Consider the following 25,190-nt stretch of genomic DNA (forward strand, 5'->3'; position numbering starts at 1 on the left):
ATCAGTTACTCACTTTACGGAAGGTGATAGGCACGACTTTGTCGTTTTCATAGCGGCCCGTGCACTCTGCGGCACCGTTGCTGCCGGTCTTACAGGTGACTTCCGGCATCGGGTAGCGGTTGCCGTCGCTGCAACGTGCGCTACCGCGAGTTTTAATCATCAACGCGCCGGACTGATGCAGGCCGGAGAAGACTTCGGCTTTACAGACTACATTGTCGCCGTAAACCAGGCGCACGCTGCCTTTGTTGTTGGCAATCTGGTAGCGCAGGCTCGGCGGCTTGCCGGTGATAGGATCGCTAAAGTTGATCTGTGCCCGCCAGGTGCCGTTGAGGAATTTGGTGGAGCCAATCTTTAACGCCTCGGCAGGGAGGATCAGCGCATTCTTCGGTACGTCGGCGGCCACGGCAATAACTTCAGGCTCCGGGGCGGGTACTGGCGCAGGCTCGGGTTTTGACGGCACCACGACTTCGGCCTGGGTCAGCGGCAGGCTACTTTTAGCAACCTCGACCGCCTGAACGGGCCGCGGGGCACCAGGCTGAGGCACAACCTCGGCCTGGGCAACGGCGACCGGTGCGGGCTGCTGGCCTGAAATCAGGAAATAACCAACGGGAACGGCAACGGCGAGAACAACCACGGCGGCTACCGGCAGTAGCCAGCGGCGTCGGGCCTGAGGCGCGGAAGCGGGCTGCGGTTGAACTTCAGGTGTTTCTTCAACCACGGCGGCGTTAGCAGGGGCGGGGCCAATGCTGTACACCGGCGATTCATCTGAGGCCTGGAGCGCAACCGGCGCTTCGAGCAGCGGTTTTTCCGGCTCGCTAATCACTACCGGCAGAGGCTCCGGCTCCGGCATTTCCTCTTCCGGGATAAAAGCAATCTCCGGCTCACGCGGTTCGACCGCACGCAGGCATTCAAGCACATCGTCACGCGCGCCCTGGTTCAGGTTTACAAAGCCCCAAAAAGTGATAACTGGTTTACCGTTCACCAGGTAAACGTGCTGGCTGCCGGGAAATTGCAGCGCTTTCTCGAGCAGGGCACCAAACAGGCGAATGGAGGTTTTTTCCGCCTGCTGGCAGCGGGCGCTAAGCGAAGCCACGTTAGACAGACAATTATCGAGGTAGCGTAGGGCGGTGCGGCGTTCTTCATCGCTGGCGGCGGCCCAGCTGGTCACGCTGCCTTCCTGCGGAGAATACCAGTCTACCCGGTCACCTTCATCGTTCGGCTGGGGAATAGCCAGCGCGTCGGCGACGGCCTGCTGCTTACGAAGGCGTAAGGTTTCGCGTATCTGAAACGCCGAATCAAACACCGCCTGACCGTTTTCGCCCAGTGCGAGAAAGTCATCAAGGCATCCACTGCGCAATAATGTTTTTGCCACGTCATCAATCCTGCTGTTAACGGCTCACCCGAGAGCCACCTTCACGCTTAGCATTTTAACCAGGCGGCCCTAAGTCAAACGGCAGAAGAGACGGCAAAATGGGTAAATTATCTGGCTATTAGATAAAACAGTGGCTTAACTACAAAGCCGATACTTACCCGCAGGTAAGTAACTTACGGTCGGGTAACTTCTTGACCTGTAAGTAAAAGAAGGTGAGGATGGATGAAGTTTTGCGGCCATCTGGCCGGAGCCTTTCCACTAACCATGTCGAGAAAAATTATGGCTAAAATCGCTGTTATTTACTTTTCCGGATACGGCCACACCAAACGAGTGGCGGAGCATGTCGCCAAAGGCGCTAGCGCCGAACTTATCGCCGTTGACAGCAATGGCGATATTCAGGAAGCAGACTGGCAAACGCTTAACGACGCCGACGCGATTATCTTCGGCGCACCAACCTACATGGGCAACGTTCCGTGGCAGTTCAAGAAGTTCGCCGATGCCTCTTCCAAAGTCTGGTTCACCCGCGGCTGGCAGGACAAAGTGTTCGGCGGCTTCACCAACAGCGCCAGCCTGAACGGCGACAAGCAGGTTAGCCTGCAGTGGATGCAGACCCTTGCTTCCCAGCACGGCGGGATCTGGGTCAGCCTCGGTCAACTGCCTTCTAACACCCTGGCGGCAACCCGCGACGACGTTAACAACCTCGGCGGCTCCGTTGGCCTGCTGGTCCAGTCTCCAGCCGATGCCAGCGCAGAGCAAATTGCCCAGGGCGATCTGGACACTGCGGTTAAATATGGCGCTCGCGTTGCCGATGTAGCCGCTCGCCTGAGCTAAATCCTGCCTTTTACCTTCTAAGCGCCTGCGGGCGCTTTTTTTTGTTTTATCCCACCCGCTATTTCCCCGTATTGATTACCCCTGGTGATTATCAGTTTTAATTTCCACAGTTATAGTTATCATGATAACTATCAGAGTAACTATTTCCCGGCAGGAACCCATCATGCATGAAGATAAGTACGATATAGCAGGCTTTGCCGACCGGCCGCTGGGTATGCGTCTGGCGATGCTGGTTCGTCTGTGGCGAGGGATTGTTGATGACGCCGTCGCTTTTACCGGCCTGACCCAGTGCAGCTGGACGGTGCTGATGCAGCTTAGCGTCGCGGCGGATAAAACGACCGTGACGGATCTTGCCAGGGCGCAGGGCATTGATTTACCTCCGCTGACCCGAACCCTTGCGGTGCTGGAGAAGGAGGGCTATGTGACCCGCACGCCGGATGAGAAAGATCGCCGGGTGAAGTTTATCTCGCTGACGGAATCGGGGAAGCAGGCGATTAAAGCCGTGAGCGAAACCGTCGAGCGCTGCCAGCTTGAGGTTGCGCAGGACATTCCTCAGGAACAGCTCGAGCAGTTTAGCCAGACGGTTAACCAGCTCGCGGCCAACATGATCAAAATTCGCTAATACCTTTTTTCTGGCTGCGGCATGAGCGGCCCGTTTTTGTCCTCTTTTTGTGAGTAGTTATGACCCCTGAACAACGATTTACCCGCTGGGTAAAAGTGACGCTGGCGCTGTTTGCCGCAATGTTTTTCTATTTTCTTGCCGCTGATATCTGGGTGCCGCAAACCCCGGACTCAACGGTTATGCGTGTTGTTACCCCGATATCTTCCCGCGTTTCCGGCTACGTGACGCATATCTACGTCAGCAATAACAGTCTGGTGAAAAAGGGCGACGTGCTGTTTGAAATCGATAATAAGCCTTATCAGAATCAGCTCGAGCGCGCGGAAATTGGCTACCGGCAGGCGATTCTGGATAACCAGCAAATTGATGCGCAGATTGCTGCCAGCCGGGCGAAAATCAAAGCGGCGCAGCTCGACGCCGATAACGCCGGGCGCAGCTATCACCGCTACAACGGCCTGAGCAGCGGCAACCTGATATCCAGGCAGGATTTAGATACCGCATTCACGCGCTGGCAGAGCGCTGAGCAAAACGTCAATAACCTGAAGGCCGCGCTCGATCAGTTGGTTATTTCACGCGGCAGCCGCGATGAGCAAAACGTCACCCTACAGAAGTACCGTAACCTGCTCAACGATGCCCGACTGAATCTGGATTACACCCGCGTGGTAGCAAGCAGCGACGGGGTAATCAGTAACCTGCAACTGAAAGAGGGCTGGTATGCCGGAGCCGGAGCGCCCGCGCTGGCGCTGGTGAGCGATAATCTCGATATCGTGGCCGATTTTCGCGAAAAAAGCCTGAGTAAAACCCTGCCCAATACCGCCGCAGATATCGTCTTTGACGGCCTGCCGGGGCAGGTGTTTAAAGCACATGTCTCCAGCAAAGATGCGGGCGTTTTACCGGGGCAGCAGGCCATCAACGGCCAGCTATCGGCCCCTGAAACCTCAAACCGCTGGGTGCGTGACGCGCAGCGAATGCGTATCCACCTGACGCTTGAAGGCGAGGCCATGCCCGCTCTGCCTGCGGGTGCCAGAGCAACGGTTCAGCTATACAACTCTCCCTCGGCATTTGCCTCGTTTATCGGCAGCATGCAGATAAAACTGGTGAGCTGGCTGCACTATGTTTATTAAATTTATCCTCGGCCCGCTCAAGCGTAATAAGCCGACACCCTTCAGCGGTAATGACTTCCGCCATATGCTGCGCATCGTGATGGCGGGCTGCATCGGGATGTTTGTCTATAGCTGGGTGAATACTCAGTACGGGGTGTTTTACGTTGTCTACCCGATAATGCTGACCGGGCTGGTGCCGATATTTAACGGCCACATTGCCCGGCAGATGATAGCCAACGCCCTGATTAACTGCGTTGAAATGACGGTGCTGTTCACCGTGCTGGCGACATACCCGCTGCCGATGACAATTATCGTTTTTCTGATGTATATGGTGCGGTTCTACCTGATGAGCCGCGGGCCGCTGTTTCTTTTTGGCTCAATGGGCGTGGTTTGCCTGAGCGTGATGGCGAACTTTCTCAGCTATCCGACAACGGACATGAGCGACCTGATGATTTCAAACATCATCGGCAGCCTGTTGGCCGTCGGGCTTTCGGCGCTGGGCTGTTACCTGCTGCCCGACCTGGAGCCACGGCAGCCGCCTCCCGCCATCCAAAAGGATGGGGCGAGGGTAATGCATGAAACGCTGCTGGCTTCGATTACCGCTACTCTCCTGTTTACGGTGTTTCAAATCTACACGCTGAATGATTCGCTGGCGGCGCTGATGGCCGGAATATTTGCGCTGTTCCCGATGCACTTTCGCGGGGCGATCCTTTCTTCGTGGTGGCGCATTGTTGGTGTGGTGGCAGGCTGTATTTATGCTCTGTTGGTGCAGTTGGTTATTTATGACTTCAGCCGCCACCTGATTTTGCTGATGCCGCTGATTAGCCTGGGCTTTTTACTCGCGGCGCGTATACATGTGTTTGAGAAAGTGGGGCCGGGCGTTGGTTTCTCTATTCTTACCACCCTGGCGCTGATGTTCGGGCAATACATGCACCCGAATCAGGACATTGTTTTTAGCGCGTTGTACCGCATTTCATCGGTTTCGGTGGCGATTATCGGCACTCTGGCGGTCACTTTTATTGTCCATAAGTTGCTGAATAATTTCGCCTCAACGCGCTATGTGATGAAGTAAGGCTATTCCTGCCCCGGCCAGTCGCTGGTGATGCCGGGCTGAACGGGGCGTTCGAGGTAGGTCGAAAGCACAATGTAGGTTCTGGTCGCCAGCACGCCGTTAATCTCGTAGAGGTGGGCGAGCAGGGCCTCCAGGGCATGTGAATCCTCGGTACGGACTTTCAGCAACATTGAGGTATCGCCCGCCACAGAATGGATCTCTTCTACCTCCGGGTAGGCGGAGATACGCAGCAGATCCGGCGTCTTTCCCCAGCCTTTGGTGTCAATGTGGACAAAGGCCAGCAGGTTCTTGTTGATAGCTTTCGGGTCAATAATCGCGGAGGTCTGCTGAATGACGCCTGAGCGCCGCAGCCGCTTAACTCTTTCGTGCACCGCCGGAGCGGAAAGCGCCACCTTTTCACCCAGATCCGCATAGCTGATGGTGGCATCTTCCACCAGCGCGCTTAATATTCTTCGGTCGGCGGCATCGATATTTCGCTCCGCCACGCCGTTCTGCTTAATACTATCTGTTTCTTTTTTCATATTGCCTCTGGCTGATGATCCTGAATTTCATTCGGTTAAAATTGGTTTTTATCGAATATAATTCAAGTTCTAATCGTTATCCTGGAAGAAATATGAAAACTAGCCAGTGTCTGGAGTGTCATCCGGAGCCGTCTCTGACATCCTCTAAAGCCGTGTATGTACTCACCGGCTGCGTCGGCGTAATCGGCGCAAACTCAATGGTGCTGGGGCCTATTGGCCCTGAAGTGGCCGCTTCACTCGGCGCGACGGTGCCGGCGGTCATGATGGCCGCTGCGGCCTTTGGTCTCGGGACGGCAGCCAGCGCGTTATTCCTGGCCCGGTTTATTGATTTGGTTGGTTCGGCCAGAATGCTGAAATTCACCATGAGCCTGCTGGGTGCGGCTCTGCTGTTCTGCGCATCTTCACCGTCCGTCACGTTGTTCGTTGCTTCTCAGCTTATTGCCGGGGTTGCCTCAGGGATCGCCTTACCCGCTATTTATGCCAGCGCCGCGGCCATCGCTCAGCCGGGCAGGGAGAGCCGGACCATTGGCAAAGTGCTGACCGGCTGGACGCTGAGTATGGTGGCGGGCGTTTCCTTCTCGGTGGTTCTTACCGAGCTGATTAGCTGGCGCGCGGTTTACGTTTCTGTGAGCGGGCTGGCGGCCTTGGCGTTATTCGCGCTTATCCGCTTAAACATGCAGGATCGCCCGGCTGCCGGGATCGCGCCGTCTCCGCTTTCTGCGCTGAGTTTACCCGGCATAAAATCCTTGCTGGTGGTTTGCGGCGCTTTTATGACCGCTTTTTATGGGCTGTATGCTTACCTTGGCGATCATCTCCATCAGGGGCTGGGCCTGCCGGTTACGGCAAACGGCGTAGTAGCCGTGGCCTACGGCGCAGGGTTTGGCTGTGCGGCATTTCTTAGCGGCATGGTGGATAAGCTTGGCACCCGAAGGCTGATGCCGCCCGTGCTGCTGGTAGCGGCAGCGGTTTACCTCGGGCTGGCCTTGCTGGGCGGCAGCTTTATGGCCGTCATTTTCCTGCTGTTTACGCTTGGGCTGGTTAACCATCTGGGCGTCAATCTGCTGATCCAGCGGCTTACGGCAATCGATCCGGCAAAGCGCGGCACGCTGATGGGGCTGAACAGCGCCGTAACCTACCTTGCGGTCTTTGCCGGGAGCAGCGGCTATGGGCCACTCTACACTCATCATGGCTTTGCACTGGCGGCCCTGGTTTCGCTGGGTTTAACCGTTCTCGCGGTGCTTACCTGCCTGTGGAGGGACTTCGCCGGTCAGGCAATCAGGGCAGCAGATTGAACATTCTGGCTTACATTTTATAGCTTTTTTGTCTGAGACAACCCCGGCGGCCTGTGCTAATTCTGGAGCATCGGGATGACTCTGAGGATGACTTACGCATGAGTGAAAAATTGCCAGTTCTGCTGGTGCAGATGGGGCGGCCGCCGGTCGATATTCGCAACGCGGTGGGCGACCAGCCGTCGTGGTTTGAGGCGGCGCTAAAGCACCCGGAAGTCGAGCTTAAAATTGTTCGCCCGTTCCTGGATGAGCCGCTGCCTGCGCCGGAGACCTTTCAGGCTGCGGTAATTACCGGCTCCTGGTCGATGGTGACCGAGCACGAAGCCTGGAGCGAGCGCACGGCGGAATGGATTAAACAGGTGGTGGCCGCCGGAACGCCGCTGTTTGGCGTCTGTTACGGACATCAGCTTATGGCCTATGCGCTGGGCGGGCGCGTGGATTACCACCCGCAGGGAAGCGAAGTCGGGCAACTTCAGGTTGAGCTTAACGCGGCGGGCCAAAAAGACCCGGCGCTCGCTCATCTTCCCCCGGCGTTTCCGGTATTTTTAAGCCATGAGCAAAGCGTGCTGGAACTGCCTCCGGGCGCGGTCTGCCTGGGAGCGTCCTCCCACGACGCCAACCAGATTATCCGCTACACGCCGAGCGCGATTTCGGTGCAATTCCACCCTGAATTCACCCCCTCGGTGATGAACAAGATAATTGCCAGCCGCAGCGAGCGGGCGGCGCTGAAGGGCAAAGACAAACAGGCCTTGCTGAGCGAGGTCAGTGGAACGCCTGAAGCCAGAGCCATTTTGCAGCGTTTTGTATTGCCATCTGCCTGAATACACACCTTAACCGCCACAATTACACAGGAAACCGGATGTTTGCTGTTTGATTGTGGCGCCATGCTGTGCTGTTATTACTGTGAGTAATAATAAGTTGATCAACCATTTGGCAAGCAAATAAAAGGCAAACAACATGTCTACAGGGAAAACTCTGCTCGGCCTGCTGCTAAGCGCGCTCCTCCCGGCGAGCGGCGCAATGGCGGCGGCAAACAGCACTCTGGTCTACTGCTCTGAAGCCTCTCCGGAATCCTTTAACCCTCAAATCGCCAGCTCCGGCCCAAGCTTTGTCGCCAGCTCGCAAACGCTCTATAACCGCCTGATTGATTTCAACCCGAGCGACAATACGCCGATCCCTTCTCTGGCAACAGAATGGAAAATCAGCCCGGACGGCAAAACATATACCTTTACGCTGCGTCAGGGCGTGAAGTTCAACAGCAATAAATTCTTTAAGCCAACGCGCGACTTCAACGCCGACGATGTGGTGTTTTCGGTTATGCGCCAGAAAGACGCCAACAACCCGTACCACAAAGTCTCCCAGGCGAATTACGAATACTTTAACGACGTCGGGCTGGACAAGCTTATTGTCGATGTGAAAAAACTGGATGATTACCACGTTCAGTTCACCCTCAGCGAGCCGAACGCCGCCTTCCTTGCCGACTGGGGCATGGACTTCGCTTCTATTCTTTCGGCGGAATATGCCGATGCGATGCTAAAAGCGGGCACGCCGGAGCGCGTGGATAATAACCCTATCGGCACCGGGCCGTATGCGCTACAGGATTACAAAATCGATTCGGTGATCCGCTATGTTGCCAACCCGAACTACTGGAAAGGCGAGGTGCCGACTAAGCACCTGATCTTCTCTATTACGCCTAACGTGCAAACGCGCCTGGCCAAGTTGCAGAAAAACGAATGCCAGATTATCCCGGCACCCAGCCCGGTGCAGTTTGACGCCATCAAGGCGGATAAAAACCTGGCGCTGCACAGCATCGACGGCCTGAACGTAGGCTATCTGGCGTTTAACACCGGCAAAAAGCCGTTTGATAATGCTCTGGTGCGCCAGGCGCTGAACTACGCGGTGGATAAAAAAGCCATCGTTAACGCAGTGTTCATGGGCTCCGGCACGGTGGCTAAATCCCCGATCCCGCCGACCATGCTCGGTTATGATAAAGATCTGAAAGATTACGATTACAACCCGGAGAAAGCTAAAGCGCTGCTGAAGCAAGCCGGGCTGGAGAAGGGCTTTGATACCGACCTGTGGTCGATGCCGGTGCAGCGTCCCTATAATCCAAATTCACGCCGTATTGCCGAGATGATCCAGAGCGACTGGGCGAAAGTTGGCGTTAACGCCAAAATCGTGACGTACGAATGGGGCGAATATCTGGCCGGGATGCGCAAAGGCGAGCACTCCTCCGCGCTGTTCGGCTGGATGTCCGACAACGGCGACCCGGACAACTTCGCGGATACGCTGCTGGGCTGCGGCAGCGTTGCCAGCGGCTCCAACGTTGCCCGCTGGTGCGATAAAAACTACGATGCTCTGGTACAGAAAGCTAAGTTAACCAGCGACCCGGCCGCCCGCGCTAAACTCTACGTTCAGGCTCAGCAGGTTTATTACCAGCAGGCTCCGTGGATTGCGCTGGCTAACGGAAAAACCTTCTACGTTACCCGCAGCAACGTCAGCGGCTATAGCGTGAGCCTGGCCGGAAGCGACTTCTCTAAGGCTAAGCTGGACTAAGACACTCTCGCCCCTCACGAATGCAGGTGTGAGGGGTGAAACACTGTAAGAATCGTAAGGAATATCTATGGCTCATCTTGAAGACGTTATCAGCCGTGTAGACGCGGCAATTGCCGAAGACGTCATTGTTCATATGAACGAGTTACTGATCGAATTAAGTGAAGACGCGGAGTTAACGCGTGAAGATCGCTACGCCCAGCAGCAGCGCCTGCGCATCGCCATTGCCCACAAGGGCAATCATCATAAAAAAGAAACCGAAGAACGCCGCGAGTTACTGACGCGCAGCGGAACTATTATTTAAACTGCTTGCTCGCGGTATCACTTCAAATAATATATCCGGCGGCAAATGCGGTCGCCGGATATCTGCTGTGAATAAGCCATCCGCACTAAAATAAAGCGCCATAACGGTGCGATCAATATAATTAAAACTTATGTTTAAATTCTATCTTATTGTTAATTAATGAATTAATTATTCTGGCATTGTAATTGCTTTATCTATTCCATCTTGTATACCAGTTGGGATGCCAGTTTATGACAGTCGCTCTGTTATCGCAGTGGATTAATGATTACCGCCCGCAGCCCGACCTTCTCGTCGGCGCTTACCGCCGGCTGATGACGGATATTTCCCGGCAGGATAATGCCTGGATTTATATTGCCAGCGAGCAGCAAATAGCTGACCAGCTAAATTTTCTGTTGCAGGCGTTAAATGCCGGAACGAAAACGGTGGATGATTTTCCCTTATTAGGCGCGCCGTTTGCGGTTAAAGATAATATCGATGTTGCCGGGATGCCAACCAGCGCCGCCTGCCCGGAATTTACTTATCAACCGGGCAAAGACGCCACTGTAATTGCGCGCCTTAAAGCGGCCGGGGCAATCGTGGTGGGCAAAACCAACCTCGACCAGTTTGCTACCGGCCTGGTGGGAACACGTTCGCCTTTTGGGGCGGTGGTAAACACCTTTAACCCGGATTATGTGAGCGGCGGCTCAAGTTCTGGCTCTGCCTCCGTGGTGGCCCGGGGCCTGGTTTGCTTCTCGCTGGGAACCGACACAGCAGGTTCCGGCCGCGTACCCGCCGGGTTTAACAATATTGTGGGCTTAAAGCCGACCAAAGGCTGGCTTTCAACCACGGGCGTGGTGCCCGCCTGCCGCCTTAATGACTGCGTATCTATTTTCGCCCATACCGCAGCAGATGCCAGCCTGGTTGCCAGCGTGGCTGGCGGCTACGATCCGCTCGATCCCTATTCGCGCACGAATCCCAATACCGCTCCGGCACGTTTCAGTCCGGCTATGCGTTTTGCCATTCCCGACAGGCTGGAGTTTTTCGGCGATACGCAGAGCGAAGAGGCGTTTCAGCGTTCTCTGGAGCGACTGATGGCAATGGGCGCGGAGCTGGTTGCCATTGATTTCAGCGACTTCATCACGCTCGCAGAGCAGCTCTATTACGGCGCATGGGTTGCAGAACGTACCGTGGCGGTAAAAGAGATTTTTGAAAAACACCCGGAAGCCATGGACCCAACCGTGCGCGGCATTGTTGCGGGCGGGCTGAATTACTCAGCCTGCGATGCCTGGCAGGCCGAATATACCCGAGCCGGGCTGTCGCGCCGTATCAATCAGCAACTGGCGGAGTTTGACGCGCTGGTCGTGCCGACTTCGCCAACCATCCATACCATCGCGGAAATGCGGGATGAGCCTGTGCGCTACAACTCGCAGTTTGGCACTTATACCAACTTCACAAATCTCGCCGATCTCAGCGCATTGGCGCTGCCCGCCGATTTCCGTGCCGACGGTTTACCTGCGGGGATAACGTTGATTGCGCCAGCCTGGCATGACGCCGCGCTCAGCCACTTCGGGTCGGTCTGGCAAAACCAGTCTGGTCTGCAAGCAGGAGCCACCTCGCAGAAATTGCCTGCGACCCGGCCTTTTACTCCGAATGAGGGCTACGTGCGCGTGGCGGTCGTTGGCGCTCATCTGCGCGGTATGCCGCTGAACCACCAGCTTACCGATCGTAATGCGGTGTTTATCGAAGAAACGCACACCGCCGAAACCTACCGCCTGTACGCCTTAGCCAATACCCAGCCGCCAAAACCTGGCCTGGTGCGAGCGGCAGAAGGGCAGCCGATTGCCGTTGAGCTTTGGGACATCCCGCTGGCTCGTTTCGGGGAATTTGTTGCCGAGATCCCGGCTCCGCTTGGCATTGGCACGCTCACCCTGAACGACGGGCGCAGCGTGAAAGGCTTTATTTGTGAACCGTGCGCAATCGAAGGCGCGACGGACATTACCGCGTGGGGCGGCTGGAAAGCCTGGCTCGCTCGCCATCATAGCGCCTGAGGAGGGAACATGTTTAGCAAGGTACTGATAGCCAACCGCGGTGAAATTGCCTGCCGTGCCATCCGCACGCTGAAGCGAATGGGCATTGCCAGCATTGCCGTTTATTCGGACGCCGACGCCAGCGCGCAGCACGTTATTGACGCCGATATGGCGATTGCTCTGGGCGGAGACAAAGCCGGTGACACATACCTGAATATTGAAAAAATCCTGGCTGCTGCCAAAGAGAGCGGCGCGGAGGCGATTTTCCCCGGCTATGGTTTTCTCTCAGAGCGGGCCGAGTTTGCCGAAGCCTGTGAGGCCGCTGGCATCGTTTTTATCGGCCCAACCGCGCAGCAAATAAGCGATTTTGGCCTGAAACACCGCGCCCGTGAACTGGCTTCCGGGGTGGATGTCCCCATGACGCCGGGAACCGGCCTGCTGACATCGCTTGCAGAGGCGCAGCTGGCGGCGGCAAAAATTGGCTATCCGGTGATGCTAAAAACCACGGCAGGCGGCGGGGGCATCGGCCTTACGCGCTGCGATAGCGAAGCAATGCTGCTTGAGGCCTGGGAAAGCGTTAAGCGCATGGGCGCGCAATTCTTTAGCGATGACGGCGTGTTTATCGAACGCTTTGTCGATAAGGCTCGTCATCTTGAAGTGCAAATTTTTGGCGATGGTAAAGGGAAGGTCGTGGCGCTCGGCGAGCGTGATTGCTCACTACAGCGCCGCAATCAGAAGGTGGTGGAAGAGACGCCCGCGCCAAATTTGCCGCAGGCAACCCGCGAGGCTATGCATCGTGCTGCCGTGGCGCTGGGTGAATCGGTCAACTACCGCAGCGCCGGTACGGTGGAGTTTATTTACGATGCGGCCCGGGATGCTTTTTATTTCCTCGAAGTGAATACCCGCTTGCAGGTTGAGCACCCGGTAACCGAGTGTGTAACCGGTCTTGACCTTATTGAATGCATGCTTCGCGTGGCGGCGGGAAACTCCCCGGACTGGCAGAAAATGGCGGAAGCCCCTCAGGGCGCAGCCATCGAAGTTCGTATTTATGCGGAAGATGCGCTGAAAAACTTCCAGCCGTCGCCTGGCGTCTTGAGCGAAGTGTATTTCCCGCCGAATGTCAGGGTAGACGGCTGGGTCAGCACCGGCAGCGAAGTGAGCGCGTTTTACGATCCGATGATCGCCAAGATCATCGTTCACGGCGCAGACCGCCAGCAGGCGTTAAGTAAACTAAACGCGGCTCTGGCGGCGACCCGCCTGCACGGCATTGCCACCAATATCGACTATCTGCGCCAGATTATTCAGCTGCCGGAGTTTAAAGCGGGCGTGATGTGGACGCGCCTGCTGGATAGCGTGAGTTATCAGGCTCATGCCGTTGAGGTGCTGGAGCCAGGCACCTGGAGCAGCATCCAGGACAGCCCGGGTCGCCTGGGCTACTGGGACATCGGCGTGCCGCCCTCCGGGCCTATGGACGATTATGCCTTCCGGCTGGCTAACCGTATCGTCGGCAACCATCCTTCCGCCGCCGGGCTGGAGTTTACGTTGCAGGGGCCAACGCTGCGCTTTCACAGCGAGGCGACTATTGCGCTCACCGGCGCGCCTTGCCCGGCCACGCTTGACGACCAGCCGGTAAGTTTCTGGCTGCCGACGGTGGTTAAAGCCGGGCAGGTTCTCAAGCTGGGTCGCGCCAGCAGCGGGTGTCGCACCTATCTGGCGGTGCGTAACGGTTTCGACGTGCCGGTTTATCTCGGCAGCCGCTCGACCTTTGCCCTCGGGCAGTTTGGCGGCCATGCCGGGCGCACTCTGCGCATTGCGGACGTGCTGGCTATCTCGCAGCCGGGTCTTACGGCCTGCACCACGCCTGCGCCTATCGGCCTGCCGCAGGCCCCGGAACCGGCGCTTATCCCGCAGTACGGCGAAGTCTGGGATATTGGCGTGCTGTACGGGCCGCACGGCGCGCCGGACTTCTTCACGCCTGAGTCGATGGAAACCTTCTTCAGCGCCGAATGGCAGGTTCACTACAACTCTAACCGTCTCGGCGTGCGCCTGGTGGGGCCAAAACCCGAATGGACGAGAGCCGACGGCGGCGAGGCGGGGTTGCATCCCTCTAACGTTCACGACTGTGAATATGCCATCGGCGCGGTGAACTTTACCGGCGATTTTCCGGTGATCCTCACGCGAGACGGGCCAAGCCTCGGCGGCTTTGTTTGCCCGGTGACGATTGCCAAAGCCGAGTTGTGGAAGGTCGGGCAGGTTAAGCCCGGCGACCGCATTCGTTTTCACGCCATCAGTTTTGAGCACGCCCAGTCGCTGGAAATTGCCCAGCAGGTGGCCGTCAACCATCTCTGTGCGGTAAACACCTTGCCTGACTTGCATCCTTCCATCGAGCCGGGTGCGACGACCAGCGCCGCTATTCTTGCCCAACTGGCCGCCGAAGGGGCGCTGCCTGCGGTGACTTATCGCCAGGCGGGAGACAACTATTTGCTGATTGAATACGGCGACAACGTGCTGGATCTGGCGCTGCGGCTGCGCATTTACCTGCTGATGAAGGCGATTAAACAGGCCGGACAGACGGGTATTGAAGAGCTGTCTCCGGGCGTGCGTTCGCTGCAAATTCGCTATGACGGCCAGCAAATTTCCCAGAGCCAGCTGCTGGCGCTGCTCTTGAGTCTGGAAAAACAGCTTGGCGACGTAACCAGCCTGAAAATTCCTTCTCGCGTGATTCACCTCCCGCTGGCATTTGAAGATAGCGCCACGCTGGCTGCGGTGGAACGTTACCGGGAGACGGTGCGGGAGGAGGCGCCCTGGCTGCCAAACAACGTCGATTTTATTCAGCGCACTAACGGGCTGCAAAGCCGCGAAGAGGTGAAGCAGATCCTGTTCGACGCCAGCTATCTGGTGCTGGGCCTGGGCGACGTATATCTCGGCGCACCCTGCGCGGTACCGCTCGACCCGCGCCACCGTCTGCTGAGCTCCAAATATAACCCGGCACGCACCTGGACGGCAGAAGGCACGGTGGGCATTGGCGGCATGTATATGTGCATCTACGGCATGGACTCGCCCGGCGGCTATCAACTGGTAGGGCGCACGCTGCCTATCTGGAACAAATTCCTCAAAAACGAGCAGTTTGGCGACGAGCCGTGGCTGCTGAAATTCTTCGACCAGGTGCGTTTCTACCCGGTGAGTGAAGAAGAGCTAACCCGCTTGCGTAGCGCATTCCGTGAGGGGCGAGCGCAGATTGAAATTGAAGAGGTTGAGTTCGACTTCGCCGAATACAGCCGCTTCCTTGCCGACAACGCAGAAGATATCGCCGCATTCCGCAGCCGCCAGCAGACAGCCTTCCACAGTGAAGTCGCGCACTGGAAGGAACAGGAAAGCGCCGCGGTTGAAAGCGCGCTGCTCGCCGCCGGAGTGCCGGATGAAGAGCAGGAAGGGCAGCTGGTTAGCGCTGACCTGAACGGCAACGTCTGGAAAATTCTCGTGGAGCCGGGTCAGAGCGTGAAGCAGGGCGAGCCGCTGATTGTGGTCGAGGCGATGAAAATGGAGTTGCTGGTCAGCGCCCCGTGCGACGGCAAGGTGGTGCGTATTCAGTGCCAGCAGGGGCGACCGGTGGGGCCGGGAGATGCGCTGCTGTGGCTGGACGCGGTGTAAGCCTATGCCAAAGCGACCAGAAGCCGTAGCCGAACGCATTTACCAGCAGCTAAAGCAGGAGATCTTCGACTTCCAGCTGCTGCCGGGCGATCGCTTCAGCGAAAACGAAATTGCGGACCGCATGTGCGCCAGCCGCACGCCGGTTCGCCAGGCGCTCTATGCCCTGCAACAGGAAGGCTATGTCGATGTGCAGCCCCGCAGCGGCTGGCAGATCAAAGCGGTGGATTTCGAAAGTCTCGAGTCACTTTACGACTTGCGCATCGTGCTGGAGCTTGAGGCGGTGAAGCGGCTATGCCAGCGAGCCGAGCCGGACTGGCCGCAGCCGTTGCAGGCGCTTAAACAATTCTGGCTCGACAGCCCGCAGCTCGACGAGGGCATGAATGTTGCGCCGCACGATGAGGCTTTTCATATGACGCTGGTTTCCTCGGCGGGCAACCCGGAAATGGCGAGGATCCACCGGGAAATCACCGAAAAAATTCGCATTGTGCGCAGGCTGGACTTTACCCGCCAGCCCCGAGTCACCGCGACTTACGCAGAACACGGGCAGATTTTGCTCGCCGTATGGGATCGCAATCTTCAGGAGGCACAAATCCGGCTACACGACCATATCGCCGCCAGTCAGAAAGAGGTTCGTCAGATAACGCTTCATATGCTGCACCAGGCCCGGCAGCTCAAGCTGGGCTAACTATCTATTTTTCTTTTAGGGGAGTCAGACTTATGCAACGTCGTACCTTTGTTAAAGCTTTCGCGCTGTCCGCCTCGGTTGTCAGCTTTGGGCTGGCCTTTGCGGCTCAGGCCGCCGACACCATCAAGGTCGGAATTATGCACTCGCTGTCGGGCACGATGGCCATCTCCGAAACGCCGCTAAAAGACGTGGCGCTGATGAGCATCGACGATATCAACGCGAAGGGCGGCGTACTGGGGAAAAAGCTTGAGCCGGTAGTGGTTGACCCGGCATCCAACTGGCCGCTGTTTGCCGAGAAGGCTCGCCAGCTGTTGAGCCAGGACAAAGTAGCGGTGGTTTTCGGCTGCTGGACCTCGGTGTCCCGTAAGTCGGTGCTGCCGGTATTTGAGGAGCTAAACGGCCTGCTGTTCTACCCGGTGCAGTACGAAGGCGAGGAGATGTCACCGAACGTGTTTTATACCGGCGCGGCGCCAAACCAGCAGGCCATTCCCGCCGTGGAGTACCTGATGAGTGAAGACGGTGGGGCGGCAAAACGCTTCTTCCTGCTCGGTACTGACTACGTTTATCCACGCACCACCAACAAGATCCTGCGCGCTTTCCTGCATTCTAAAGGCGTTCAGGATAAAGATATCGAAGAAGTTTATACCCCGTTTGGCCACAGCGATTACCAGACCATTGTTGCCAACATCAAGAAGTTTTCCGCAGGCGGCAAAACGGCGGTTATCTCCACCATCAACGGCGACTCTAACGTGCCTTTCTACAAAGAGCTGGCTAACCAGGGGCTGAAGGCGACCGACGTGCCGGTTGTGGCCTTCTCGGTGGGCGAAGAGGAGTTGCGCGGCATCGACACTAAACCGCTGGTGGGCAATCTTGCGGCCTGGAACTACTTCGAGTCCGTTGATAACCCGACCAATAAACAGTTTGTCAGCGAGTGGAAGGCCTATGCCAAAGCCCACAATTTGCCGAACGCCGGAACCGTTGTGACTAACGACCCGATGGAAGCGACTTGGGTTGGCATCCATATGTGGGCGCAGGCCGTTGAAAAGGCGGGAACCACCGACGTGGATAAAGTCCGTGCCGCCATGGCCGGACAGACGTTTAAGGCTCCGTCCGGTTTTACTCTGACAATGGACGCTACCAACCACCATCTGCATAAGCCGGTGATGATCGGTGAGATCGAAGGCAACGGCCAGTTCAACGTGGTCTGGCAGACCGACAAGCCGGTTCGCGCCCAGCCCTGGAGTCCTTTTATTCCGGGGAATGATAAAAAATCGGATCTACCGGTGAAGACCGCCAGTAACTGATTTTTACCCTCACCCCGGCCCTTTCCCTGGGAGGGAGAGGGGGAAATACTTTATTCCCTCGCCCCTCCGGGGAGAGGGTTAGGGTGAGGGGCAACAGGATGAAATCAAACAGGAGAAAGCCATGACATTAGCAACACTGGCCCGGCTGCTGCTGGTTGTGGCCGCGCTGCTGCCGGGGCTTGCCGCCGCCGGTGATGCGGAGACATTTGCGGCGGCTAACCGCAGCCAGCAGGCCGGGCTGTTGCAGGCCTGGGCGGTTAAGCCCGATCCGGCTCGCCTGCCGCTGCTAAACGCCTTGCAGCAAGAGACGCTGGTTACCGACGGGCATAGCGCGTTTAACCAGACCAGCAGCGGATTAGCTCCGCTTGGGCAGGAGGTCGCGCCGCAGGGAGAAACTAAAAAGCTGCGCCTGACCAACAGATTACGCGTTCTGGCGGCGGGGGCGCTTGCCAGCCATCAGCTGGTAAGTGACAACGTCACTACAAGATTGCGCGCTGCCAGGGCGTTGCAGAAAGACGCCGCGCCTGAACTGCTGCCCGTCTTGCAGCAAAGGCTGGGCATGGAAAAAGACGATGCCGTTCGCGGAGCGCTGGAGGCCGCCATTGCGCGGCTTGAGCTTGCCAGCCCGCAGGCGTCCGATCGCCTGGCTGCCGTGAAGCTGTTGAGCCACTCGGCTGACCCGGACACCGAGGCATTACTCAAACCCTTAAGCGATGCCGCAGGCGAGCCGGATGCTGCTGTACGCCAGGCCGCCATCGACGGGCTGCGCAAGATTGAGCACCGGCAGTGGCTGGGCGAGATTCTGGGCCAGGCGTTTATGGGCCTGTCACTTGGCTCGATATTGCTGCTGGCGGCGCTTGGCCTGGCCATCACCTACGGCCTGCTCGGGGTCATCAACATGGCGCACGGCGAGATGCTGATGCTCGGGGCTTACTCCGCCTGGCTGGTGCAGGCTGGCTTCCAGCAGTTCGCCCCGTCATGGCTGGCGATTTACCCCCTGGTCGCGCTGCCGGTGGCTTTTGTCGTGACCGCAGGGATTGGCATGGCGCTTGAGCGCAGCGTTATCCGCCACCTTTATGGCCGCCCGCTTGAGACGCTGTTGGCGACGTGGGGCATAAGCCTGATGCTTATCCAGATTGTGCGTATGGCGTTCGGCGCGCAAAACGTTGAGGTGGCGAACCCCGCGTGGCTCTCCGGTGGGCTACAGGTTCTGCCGAATTTGATTCTACCGTGGAACAGGCTGGCGGTGCTGGGGTTTGTGCTGCTGGTGCTGCTGTTTACCTGGCTGCTGCTGAATAAAACCCGCCTCGGGATGAACGTGCGTGCGGTCACTCAAAACAGGGCGATGGCCGCCTGCTGCGGCGTTTCTACCGGGCGTGTGGATATGCTGGCCTTTGGCCTCGGGTCGGGCATTGCCGGCCTGGGCGGGGTCGCGCTTTCCCAGCTTGGTAACGTCGGGCCGGAGCTTGGCCAGGGCTACATCATCGACTCCTTCCTGGTGGTAGTGCTGGGCGGCGTCGGACAACTGGCGGGGAGCGTGGCTGCGGCTTTCGGCCTCGGTATCTTTAATAAAATCCTCGAGCCGCAGACGGGCGCGGTGCTGGGGAAAATCATTATCCTGGTGCTGATTGTGTTGTTTATTCAGAAACGTCCGCAAGGGCTGTTTGCGCTGAAAGGGAGGGTAATTGACTGATGAGCATGCCGCTGACTTTAACGCTGAGCCGTAAAGCTCCGCGCGCCACTTTGGTTCTGGGGGCGCTGCTGGTTGCTCTGATGCTGACGCTGCCGTTTCTTACCCTGCTGCCTGCGGGCAGCCCGCTGAGCCTGTCAACCTACACTATGACGCTTATCGGCAAGATCCTCTGCTATGCAACCGTTGCCGTGGCGCTGGACCTGGTATGGGGCTATGCCGGGCTGCTGTCGCTCGGTCACGGGCTGTTTTTTGCCCTCGGCGGTTATGCAATGGGCATGTATCTGATGCGCCAGGCCGCGGGCGACGGGCTGCCGGGTTTTATGTCTTTTCTCTCGTGGAGCGAGCTGCCGTGGTACTGGTGGGGCACTCAGCATTTTGCCTGGGCGCTGGTGCTGATAGTGGCGGTGCCGGGGCTGCTGGCGCTGCTGTTTGGCTTCTTCGCCTTCCGCTCAAAAATTAAAGGCGTCTATTTTTCGATAATGACCCAGGCGCTGACCTACGCGGGAATGCTGCTGTTCTTTCGTAACGAAACCGGCTTTGGCGGCAACAACGGTTTTACCGGCTTTACCACGCTGCTCGGTATGCCGGTTACTGCCACCGGCACACGCATCGGGCTGTTTGTCGCTACGGTGCTGCTGCTGGTTGCAAGTCTGGGCATTGGTTTTGCGCTTGCCCGCAGCAAGTTTGGCCGGGTGCTGACCGCGGTGCGCGATGCGGAAAACCGGCTGATTTACTGCGGCTACGATCCGCGCGGATTCAAGCTGCTGGTCTGGACGCTTTCCGCCGTGCTGTGCGGCCTGGCCGGAGCGCTGTACGTGCCGCAGGTCGGCATCATCAACCCCGGCGAAATGTCGCCGACTAACTCTATTGAGGCGGCTATCTGGGTGGCCCTGGGCGGACGCGGCACGCTGATTGGCCCGGTTCTGGGGGCCGGGCTGGTTAACGGGGCGAAAAGCTATTTTACCGTAGCCGTGCCGGAATACTGGCAGCTGTTTCTCGGGCTGATTTTCATTCTGGTGACGCTGTTTTTACCGCGCGGGGTAATTGGCCTGCTGCGCAAAGGAGAGAAGTGATGCAGCCTGCTGAACCGCTATTCACCCGCCAGCACCCAACCGACCGCTTCCGGGAGCAAACCGATCCGGTGCTTGATCTTGAGAATATTAACGTCAATTTTGATGGTTTCCAGGCGCTCACCAATCTGTCTTTAAAGATTGGCGTCGGCGAACTGCGCTGCGTTATTGGCCCCAACGGCGCGGGGAAAACGACCCTGATGGACGTGATTACCGGCAAAACAAAGCCGCAGAGCGGGCGCGCATTTTACGACCAGTCAATCGATTTGCTGCGCCTTGAGCCGGGTGAAATTGCAAGGCGCGGAATTGGCCGCAAGTTTCAGAAACCCACGGTGTTTGAGGCGCTGACGGTATTTGAAAATCTGGAGATAGCCCAGAAAGGCAATAAATCCGTGTGGGCCAGCCTTAAGGCAAAGCTGAATAGCGACCAGCGGGATCGCATCGACGAGATGCTCACTACGCTGCGGCTTTCGGGCGAACGGCACCGCCGGGCCGGGCTGCTGTCGCACGGGCAAAAACAGTTTCTCGAAATCGGCATGCTGCTGGTGCAGGAGCCGCATTTGCTGTTGCTGGACGAACCCGCTGCGGGCATGACCGATGCGGAAACCGAATATACCGCCGAGCTGTTTCGCGCCCTGGCGGGAAAACACTCGTTGATGGTGGTCGAACACGATATGGGCTTTGTGGAAACCATCGCCGACCATGTAACGGTGTTGCATCAGGGGCAGGTGCTGGCGGAAGGATCGCTGCGCGAGGTGCAGGGTAACGAGCAGGTCATCGAAGTTTATCTCGGACGTTAAGGAGCGAGCATGCTGCGGGTGAGCGAATTAAATCAATATTACGGCGGCAGTCATATTCTGCGCGGCGTCGGCTTCGAGGCTAAGATCGGCGAAGTGACCTGCCTGCTGGGGCGCAACGGCGTGGGTAAAACCACGCTGCTGAAGTGCCTGATGGGCCTGATCCCGGTGAAAAGTGGCAACATAAGCTGGCAGGACAGCGTGATAACCCAGCGCAAACCTCACCAAAGGGTGCAGGCCGGAATCGCGTATGTGCCGCAGGGACGCGATATTTTTCCGCGCCTGACGGTTGAGGAAAATTTGCTGATGGGGCTTTCACGGTTTCCCGGTCGCCAGGCCCGAACGGTGCCGGATGAAATCTACCAGCTATTCCCGGTGCTGCATGAGATGAGGCAGCGGCGCGGGGGCGACCTTTCCGGCGGGCAGCAGCAGCAGCTGGCGATTGGCAGGGCGCTGGCGTGCAAACCGCAATTGCTGATCCTCGATGAGCCAACCGAAGGCATCCAGCCTTCAATCATCAAAGAGATTGCTCAGGTTATCCGCCATCTGGCCGGAAAGGGCGATATGGCTATCCTGCTGGTTGAGCAGTTTTACGACTTTGCCGCCGAACTGGCGGATAATTATCTGGTGATGTCGCGAGGAGAAATCGTCCAGAGCGGGCGCGGAAGCGAGATGGAGCAGGAGGGCGTGCGCGGGCTGGTCGCTATTTAAGTGGTCTGCCAAAAATTAATGATTGTGGTACTTCTGGCTGAACCTCTGCGCGCCTATAGTTTTCGGTATTCCCTATCGAATTCCTGAGGTTATCATGTCTTTTACCGTTAACAGTTTTCAGCAGCCGATTGGTTTCTCTCTTCCCGACTGGCAGCGTCGCCCGCTGCCTGAGCGGGTCACTCTCAACGGGCAATATTGTTGCCTTGAACCCCTGAGTGCCGATAAGCATGGCGCTCAGCTCTGGCAGGCGTGGAGCCAGGCCGAAGACCAGCGCGGCTGGACCTACCTCAGCGTGGGGCCTTTTGAAACCGAAGCCGATTTTATGGGTTATATTGCCGGGGCTGAGAAAAGCGCCGATCCGTTCCATTTTGCGGTGGTGGATAACGCAAGCGGCCAGGCCATGGGCACGCTTTCACTGATGCGAATCGACCCGGCAAACGGCTCTATCGAAGTCGGCTTCGTGGTGTTCTCCCCGCTGTTGCAGCGTACCGTTCAGGCAACCGAAGCGCACTACCTGCTGATGAAGTACGCATTTGAAACCCTCGGCTACCGCCGCTACGAGTGGAAGTGCGATAGCCTTAACGGGCCGTCTCGCCGCGCGGCATTGCGTTTAGGTTTTCGTTTTGAAGGCGTTTTCCGCCAGATGAGCATTTATAAAGGCAGAACCCGCGATACGGCCTGGTTCTCAATTACAGACGGTGAATGGCCGCTGGTGAAAAGCGCTTTTGAGCGCTGGCTTTCGGCGTCGAATATCGTTGGTGGCGTCCAGCAGCAGGGGCTGGCCGCTATTCGCACGGAGCTTAGCGGCGGCAATACTGAACTCAATCCTTCGCTGAACGTGCGCTTGCTCAATGACGGCGATCGCGAGCAGTGGCTGGCGCTCTGGCAGGGTTACCTGACGTTTTATGATGCGCAAATCAGAGACGAGGTCACGGCGCTCACCTGGCGGCGCATGCTTGATGACAAAGAACCGATGTGGGCGCTGGGCGCGTTTGACGGCCAGGGCAGGCTGCTCGGCTTCACCCACTTCCTCTATCATCGCAGCACCTGGTCTGAGACTCACTACTGCTACCTTGAAGATTTGTTCTCGGCTCCACAGGCGAGAGGCAAGGGCGTAGGGCGTGCGTTAATCGAGGGCGTACGCCAGCACGCGGAGGCGAATAACAGCGGCCGCCTCTACTGGCACACCCACGAGACTAACGCCACCGCTCAAACCCTGTATGACAAAGTAGCGGCGAAGTCCGGTTTTATTCACTACCAGAAAGAAGTCTAACCTGGGCGCCCCGTCAGGCCGCTATCGGCTGGCGGGGCGGCGCTTTCATCCCGACCACTACGGCGTAGTAAGCCAGCAGGATGGTGGCCATCAGCACTACAAACAGCATATACGGCGGCAGCCAGCTTAACAGCAGCCCGGTGACCAGCGGGTTACAGGCTCCGCCGAGCCAGCCAAGCTGCTGGGCGGCAAAGTAGCTCGACTTCAGCCCCGGCGGCGCAATGTTGTCGATCAGCATATATTCGCCCGGAGCATAGATAAGCTCTCCGATGGTAAACACCAGTGAAGATAGCCCCCACAGCCAGAGATTAGTACCGGAGAGCATAAAACCGCCCAGCCCGCAGACGAAAAAGAGCGTGCCGTAGAACATCATTTTTTTGATGTTATCGGGGCGGATGTTTTTGCCGAGAAAATATTGAAACGCCACCACCACGATAGCGTTAACCGAAAGCACCACGCTGACCACTTTTTCCGCCAATCCTGCGTCACCGATGACGATGGCATATTGAGACAGGCAGCCCGCGAACGCGCCGTAGACCATCGAGCCGAGGAACGCTGAACTGGTGAACCACATCAGCTGTTTGTCGCGCAGCATGATGCGCGGTGAGGGCAGGACTTTGTCCGAGGCATCAGCGGTAGAGGCGCTCATCGGCAGGGGTTTAACCCAGCGGCCAATCATCAGCAGCGGCAGGACGGCGGTGAGGCCGGAGAGCAAAAACGGCAGGTTGGTGCTGTACATCACCACGAAGGTGCCAAGCGGCGGGCCAACCGTCCAGCCAACGTTCACGAAGGTGTAGTTGAGCGAGAAAATTTTGGGCTTCAGGCTGATATCGAGCGTGTCCGAGAACCAGGCTTTTACCACCACGGAAAACACCGTGTAAGAGCAGTTGATGATGGAGTAAAACAGCACAACCAGCCCGGCGTGATGCACCATCGGAATAGCAAGAAAGCCGCCGAAGAAGATAATGACCGCCAGCAGCATGGTTTTTTTCTTGTCGAACTTATCCGCCAGAATACCGAACCACAGGCTGAACAACACGCCAGCAACCAGCGCGGCGGTGATGGCCATGCCGATGTCCTTCAGCGGCATATGGTATTCGCGCGAAAGATAAATGGTCATAAATGGCAGGGTCAGGCCGCGCCCTATTGTGAGTAACAGGGAGGAAAGAAGTAACACAGTTGTTGCTAATTGCTTGCCGGAAAACAGTTTGCTCAGGGTGGTCATGGTTGTGTGCATTATTATAGGTTTATGTGCGTGGGGAACAGATTTATCATGAAGAATCAGCCGAGTACATACAATAAAAGGCGGCAAAGCACGTTACAACACATCTGTATCCCAACAAAAAAGTGCGATCTGTATCTGTTTGATTTCGCGCATCGGGATTATTTTTTTACATACTGATAATAAATACAGGGCAGGGTTATGACGCGTAAAGATGGGCTACTGGCATTGCTGGTGGTGGTGATTTGGGGCGTGAATTTTGTGATTATCAAGCTGGGGCTGCACAACATGCCGCCGCTGATGCTGGCGGGTCTGCGTTTTCTGCTGGTGGCGTTTCCCGCGCTGCTGTTTGTCGCCCGGCCAAAACTTCCTTTTCGCCTGCTGGCTGGGTATGCGCTGACCATCAGCTTCGGGCAGTTTGCCTTCTTATTTTCCGCTATTAAGTTCGGCATGCCCGCCGGTATTGCCTCGCTGGTCCTGCAATCACAGGCCTTTTTTACCATTATTCTCGGCACTTTTTTCTTTGGCGAACGGCTACAGGGCAAGCAGCTGGCGGGGATAACTCTGGCGGTGTTTGGCGTGCTGGTGCTGATTGAAGGCAGTCTCGACGGGCAGCATGTTGCGCTGCTTGGCTTTATGTTGACGCTGGCGGCGGCGCTATGCTGGGCGTTCGGCAATATCTTTAACAAGATAATTATGCAGCATCAGCCGCGTCCGCAGATTATGTCGCTGATTGTCTGGAGCGCGCTTATTCCCGTGCTGCCGTTTTTTGCCGCAAGCTGGCTGCTGGATGGCCCGGCCGTGATGCTGACTAGCCTGGTAAATATCGACATCACGACCGTTTTGTCGCTTGTTTACCTGGCGTTTGTCTCGACCATTATCGGCTACGGGATCTGGGGGACGCTTCTGGGGCGCTACGAAACATGGCGCGTGGCGCCGCTGTCGCTGCTGGTGCCGGTTGTCGGCATGGCGAGCGCTGCGCTGCTGCTGGATGAGAAGCTCTCGGTAATGCAGTTACTGGGGGCGGTGCTGATTATGGCGGGGCTGTATATCAACGTTTTTGGCCTGCGCCTTCGTCGTTCGGTGAAGGGCCTATCTTCATAGCTCTTGCGGC

General features: G+C 57.3%; 21 protein-coding genes. 18 read left to right on the forward strand and 3 right to left on the reverse strand.

Annotation, left to right across the window (positions count from 1 at the left end; genetic code table 11):
• Position 1 precedes the first annotated feature (1 nt).
• Positions 2-1,372 (reverse strand): SrfA family protein, encoded by a 1,371-nt coding sequence (locus tag ACG1VR_RS11310; protein ID WP_395490958.1) that lies wholly within the window; start codon positions 1,370-1,372, stop codon positions 2-4.
• Between the two features lie 279 nt (positions 1,373-1,651).
• On the opposite strand from ACG1VR_RS11310, the gene ACG1VR_RS11315 reads away from it, so the two are divergent.
• The 4 genes from ACG1VR_RS11315 (at position 1,652) to ACG1VR_RS11330 (ending at position 4,997) form a co-directional block, all read left to right on the forward strand.
• Positions 1,652-2,203 (forward strand): flavodoxin family protein, encoded by a 552-nt coding sequence (locus tag ACG1VR_RS11315; protein ID WP_172569900.1) that lies wholly within the window; start codon positions 1,652-1,654, stop codon positions 2,201-2,203.
• 163 nt (positions 2,204-2,366) lie between these two features.
• Complete coding sequence (locus ACG1VR_RS11320) at positions 2,367-2,825, forward strand: MarR family winged helix-turn-helix transcriptional regulator (protein WP_039898258.1); 459 nt, start codon at positions 2,367-2,369, stop codon at positions 2,823-2,825.
• Between the two features lie 59 nt (positions 2,826-2,884).
• A complete protein-coding gene (locus tag ACG1VR_RS11325; RefSeq protein WP_016536547.1) occupies positions 2,885-3,946 on the forward strand; it encodes an HlyD family secretion protein in 1,062 nt (353 codons plus the stop codon).
• Entirely contained in the window at positions 3,936-4,997 is a 1,062-nt protein-coding gene (locus tag ACG1VR_RS11330; protein ID WP_016536546.1) for a DUF2955 domain-containing protein, read from the forward strand. Before ACG1VR_RS11325 ends, ACG1VR_RS11330 begins: the two co-directional genes overlap by 11 nt.
• Positions 4,998-4,999: 2 nt before the next feature.
• On the opposite strand, the gene ACG1VR_RS11335 is transcribed toward ACG1VR_RS11330, so the two are convergent.
• Positions 5,000-5,518: an Lrp/AsnC family transcriptional regulator gene (locus ACG1VR_RS11335; RefSeq protein ID WP_016536545.1), complete on the reverse strand. Its 519-nt coding sequence runs from the start codon at positions 5,516-5,518 to the stop codon at positions 5,000-5,002.
• A gap of 92 nt (positions 5,519-5,610) precedes the next feature.
• Between ACG1VR_RS11335 and ACG1VR_RS11340 the strand changes: the two genes are divergently transcribed.
• From ACG1VR_RS11340 to ACG1VR_RS11400, 13 genes are all read left to right on the forward strand, one after another.
• The gene (locus tag ACG1VR_RS11340) at positions 5,611-6,810 is read left to right on the forward strand and encodes an MFS transporter (protein WP_395490959.1); all 1,200 of its coding nucleotides are present in this window, start codon (positions 5,611-5,613) and stop codon (positions 6,808-6,810) included.
• A 98-nt stretch (positions 6,811-6,908) separates the two neighbouring features.
• Positions 6,909-7,628 (forward strand): glutamine amidotransferase, encoded by a 720-nt coding sequence (locus tag ACG1VR_RS11345; RefSeq protein ID WP_395490960.1) that lies wholly within the window; start codon positions 6,909-6,911, stop codon positions 7,626-7,628.
• A 136-nt stretch (positions 7,629-7,764) separates the two neighbouring features.
• On the forward strand, positions 7,765-9,363 hold the full coding sequence (locus ACG1VR_RS11350; RefSeq protein ID WP_279046115.1) for an ABC transporter substrate-binding protein: 1,599 nt from the start codon (positions 7,765-7,767) through the stop codon (positions 9,361-9,363).
• A gap of 67 nt (positions 9,364-9,430) precedes the next feature.
• Positions 9,431-9,664 carry a DUF2526 family protein gene (locus tag ACG1VR_RS11355; RefSeq protein ID WP_395490961.1) on the forward strand — a complete coding sequence of 78 codons (234 nt, stop codon included), beginning with the start codon at positions 9,431-9,433 and terminating at the stop codon, positions 9,662-9,664.
• A gap of 230 nt (positions 9,665-9,894) precedes the next feature.
• Positions 9,895-11,691 (forward strand): allophanate hydrolase, encoded by a 1,797-nt coding sequence (gene atzF / locus ACG1VR_RS11360; protein ID WP_395490962.1) that lies wholly within the window; start codon positions 9,895-9,897, stop codon positions 11,689-11,691.
• Positions 11,692-11,700: 9 nt separating this feature from the next.
• Positions 11,701-15,321, forward strand: coding sequence for an urea carboxylase (uca, locus tag ACG1VR_RS11365; protein ID WP_395490963.1), 3,621 nt, complete (start codon positions 11,701-11,703; stop codon positions 15,319-15,321).
• 4 nt (positions 15,322-15,325) lie between these two features.
• Positions 15,326-16,006 (forward strand): GntR family transcriptional regulator, encoded by a 681-nt coding sequence (locus tag ACG1VR_RS11370; RefSeq protein WP_395490964.1) that lies wholly within the window; start codon positions 15,326-15,328, stop codon positions 16,004-16,006.
• 32 nt (positions 16,007-16,038) lie between these two features.
• Positions 16,039-17,310: an urea ABC transporter substrate-binding protein gene (gene urtA, locus ACG1VR_RS11375; protein ID WP_016536537.1), complete on the forward strand. Its 1,272-nt coding sequence runs from the start codon at positions 16,039-16,041 to the stop codon at positions 17,308-17,310.
• A 121-nt stretch (positions 17,311-17,431) separates the two neighbouring features.
• Positions 17,432-19,003 (forward strand): urea ABC transporter permease subunit UrtB, encoded by a 1,572-nt coding sequence (gene urtB / locus ACG1VR_RS11380; protein ID WP_395490965.1) that lies wholly within the window; start codon positions 17,432-17,434, stop codon positions 19,001-19,003.
• A complete protein-coding gene (urtC, locus tag ACG1VR_RS11385) occupies positions 19,003-20,076 on the forward strand; it encodes an urea ABC transporter permease subunit UrtC (protein WP_395490966.1) in 1,074 nt (357 codons plus the stop codon). Before urtB ends, urtC begins: the two co-directional genes overlap by 1 nt.
• Entirely contained in the window at positions 20,076-20,873 is a 798-nt protein-coding gene (urtD, locus tag ACG1VR_RS11390; RefSeq protein ID WP_395490967.1) for an urea ABC transporter ATP-binding protein UrtD, read from the forward strand. The genes urtC and urtD overlap by 1 nt, the downstream gene beginning before the upstream one ends.
• A 9-nt stretch (positions 20,874-20,882) precedes the next feature.
• Positions 20,883-21,581: an urea ABC transporter ATP-binding subunit UrtE gene (gene urtE / locus ACG1VR_RS11395; RefSeq protein WP_395490968.1), complete on the forward strand. Its 699-nt coding sequence runs from the start codon at positions 20,883-20,885 to the stop codon at positions 21,579-21,581.
• A 94-nt stretch (positions 21,582-21,675) separates the two neighbouring features.
• Entirely contained in the window at positions 21,676-22,854 is a 1,179-nt protein-coding gene (locus ACG1VR_RS11400; protein ID WP_395490969.1) for a GNAT family N-acetyltransferase, read from the forward strand.
• A 13-nt stretch (positions 22,855-22,867) separates the two neighbouring features.
• Here the strand turns inward: ACG1VR_RS11400 and ACG1VR_RS11405 are convergent, their stop codons facing one another.
• Positions 22,868-24,091 carry an MFS transporter gene (locus tag ACG1VR_RS11405; protein ID WP_395490970.1) on the reverse strand — a complete coding sequence of 408 codons (1,224 nt, stop codon included), beginning with the start codon at positions 24,089-24,091 and terminating at the stop codon, positions 22,868-22,870.
• A 186-nt stretch (positions 24,092-24,277) separates the two neighbouring features.
• Between ACG1VR_RS11405 and eamA the strand changes: the two genes are divergently transcribed.
• Entirely contained in the window at positions 24,278-25,180 is a 903-nt protein-coding gene (gene eamA / locus ACG1VR_RS11410; RefSeq protein ID WP_016536530.1) for an O-acetylserine/cysteine exporter, read from the forward strand.
• Positions 25,181-25,190: the final 10 nt, after the last annotated feature.

Origin of the sequence: Cedecea davisae (assembly GCF_044095835.1) — a bacterium.
GTDB lineage: Bacteria > Pseudomonadota > Gammaproteobacteria > Enterobacterales > Enterobacteriaceae > Cedecea > Cedecea davisae.

Bases quoted from the DNA above. Each gene is read 5' to 3' on its own strand.
- ACG1VR_RS11330 (WP_016536546.1), top strand. From the start codon at position 3,936: ATGTTTATTAAATTTATCCTCGGCCCGCTCAAGCGTAATAAGCCGACA.
- ACG1VR_RS11345 (WP_395490960.1), top strand. From the start codon at position 6,909: ATGAGTGAAAAATTGCCAGTTCTGCTGGTGCAGATGGGGCGGCCGCCG.
- ACG1VR_RS11350 (WP_279046115.1), top strand. From the start codon at position 7,765: ATGTCTACAGGGAAAACTCTGCTCGGCCTGCTGCTAAGCGCGCTCCTC.
- ACG1VR_RS11400 (WP_395490969.1), top strand. From the start codon at position 21,676: ATGTCTTTTACCGTTAACAGTTTTCAGCAGCCGATTGGTTTCTCTCTT.
- ACG1VR_RS11320 (WP_039898258.1), top strand. From the start codon at position 2,367: ATGCATGAAGATAAGTACGATATAGCAGGCTTTGCCGACCGGCCGCTG.
- urtD (WP_395490967.1), top strand. From the start codon at position 20,076: ATGCAGCCTGCTGAACCGCTATTCACCCGCCAGCACCCAACCGACCGC.
- ACG1VR_RS11405 (WP_395490970.1), bottom strand. From the start codon at position 24,091: ATGCACACAACCATGACCACCCTGAGCAAACTGTTTTCCGGCAAGCAA.
- urtC (WP_395490966.1), top strand. From the start codon at position 19,003: ATGAGCATGCCGCTGACTTTAACGCTGAGCCGTAAAGCTCCGCGCGCC.
- uca (WP_395490963.1), top strand. From the start codon at position 11,701: ATGTTTAGCAAGGTACTGATAGCCAACCGCGGTGAAATTGCCTGCCGT.
- ACG1VR_RS11340 (WP_395490959.1), top strand. From the start codon at position 5,611: ATGAAAACTAGCCAGTGTCTGGAGTGTCATCCGGAGCCGTCTCTGACA.
- urtE (WP_395490968.1), top strand. From the start codon at position 20,883: ATGCTGCGGGTGAGCGAATTAAATCAATATTACGGCGGCAGTCATATT.
- urtB (WP_395490965.1), top strand. From the start codon at position 17,432: ATGACATTAGCAACACTGGCCCGGCTGCTGCTGGTTGTGGCCGCGCTG.
- ACG1VR_RS11370 (WP_395490964.1), top strand. From the start codon at position 15,326: ATGCCAAAGCGACCAGAAGCCGTAGCCGAACGCATTTACCAGCAGCTA.
- ACG1VR_RS11325 (WP_016536547.1), top strand. From the start codon at position 2,885: ATGACCCCTGAACAACGATTTACCCGCTGGGTAAAAGTGACGCTGGCG.
- ACG1VR_RS11335 (WP_016536545.1), bottom strand. From the start codon at position 5,518: ATGAAAAAAGAAACAGATAGTATTAAGCAGAACGGCGTGGCGGAGCGA.
- urtA (WP_016536537.1), top strand. From the start codon at position 16,039: ATGCAACGTCGTACCTTTGTTAAAGCTTTCGCGCTGTCCGCCTCGGTT.
- ACG1VR_RS11355 (WP_395490961.1), top strand. From the start codon at position 9,431: ATGGCTCATCTTGAAGACGTTATCAGCCGTGTAGACGCGGCAATTGCC.
- ACG1VR_RS11315 (WP_172569900.1), top strand. From the start codon at position 1,652: ATGGCTAAAATCGCTGTTATTTACTTTTCCGGATACGGCCACACCAAA.
- eamA (WP_016536530.1), top strand. From the start codon at position 24,278: ATGACGCGTAAAGATGGGCTACTGGCATTGCTGGTGGTGGTGATTTGG.
- atzF (WP_395490962.1), top strand. From the start codon at position 9,895: ATGACAGTCGCTCTGTTATCGCAGTGGATTAATGATTACCGCCCGCAG.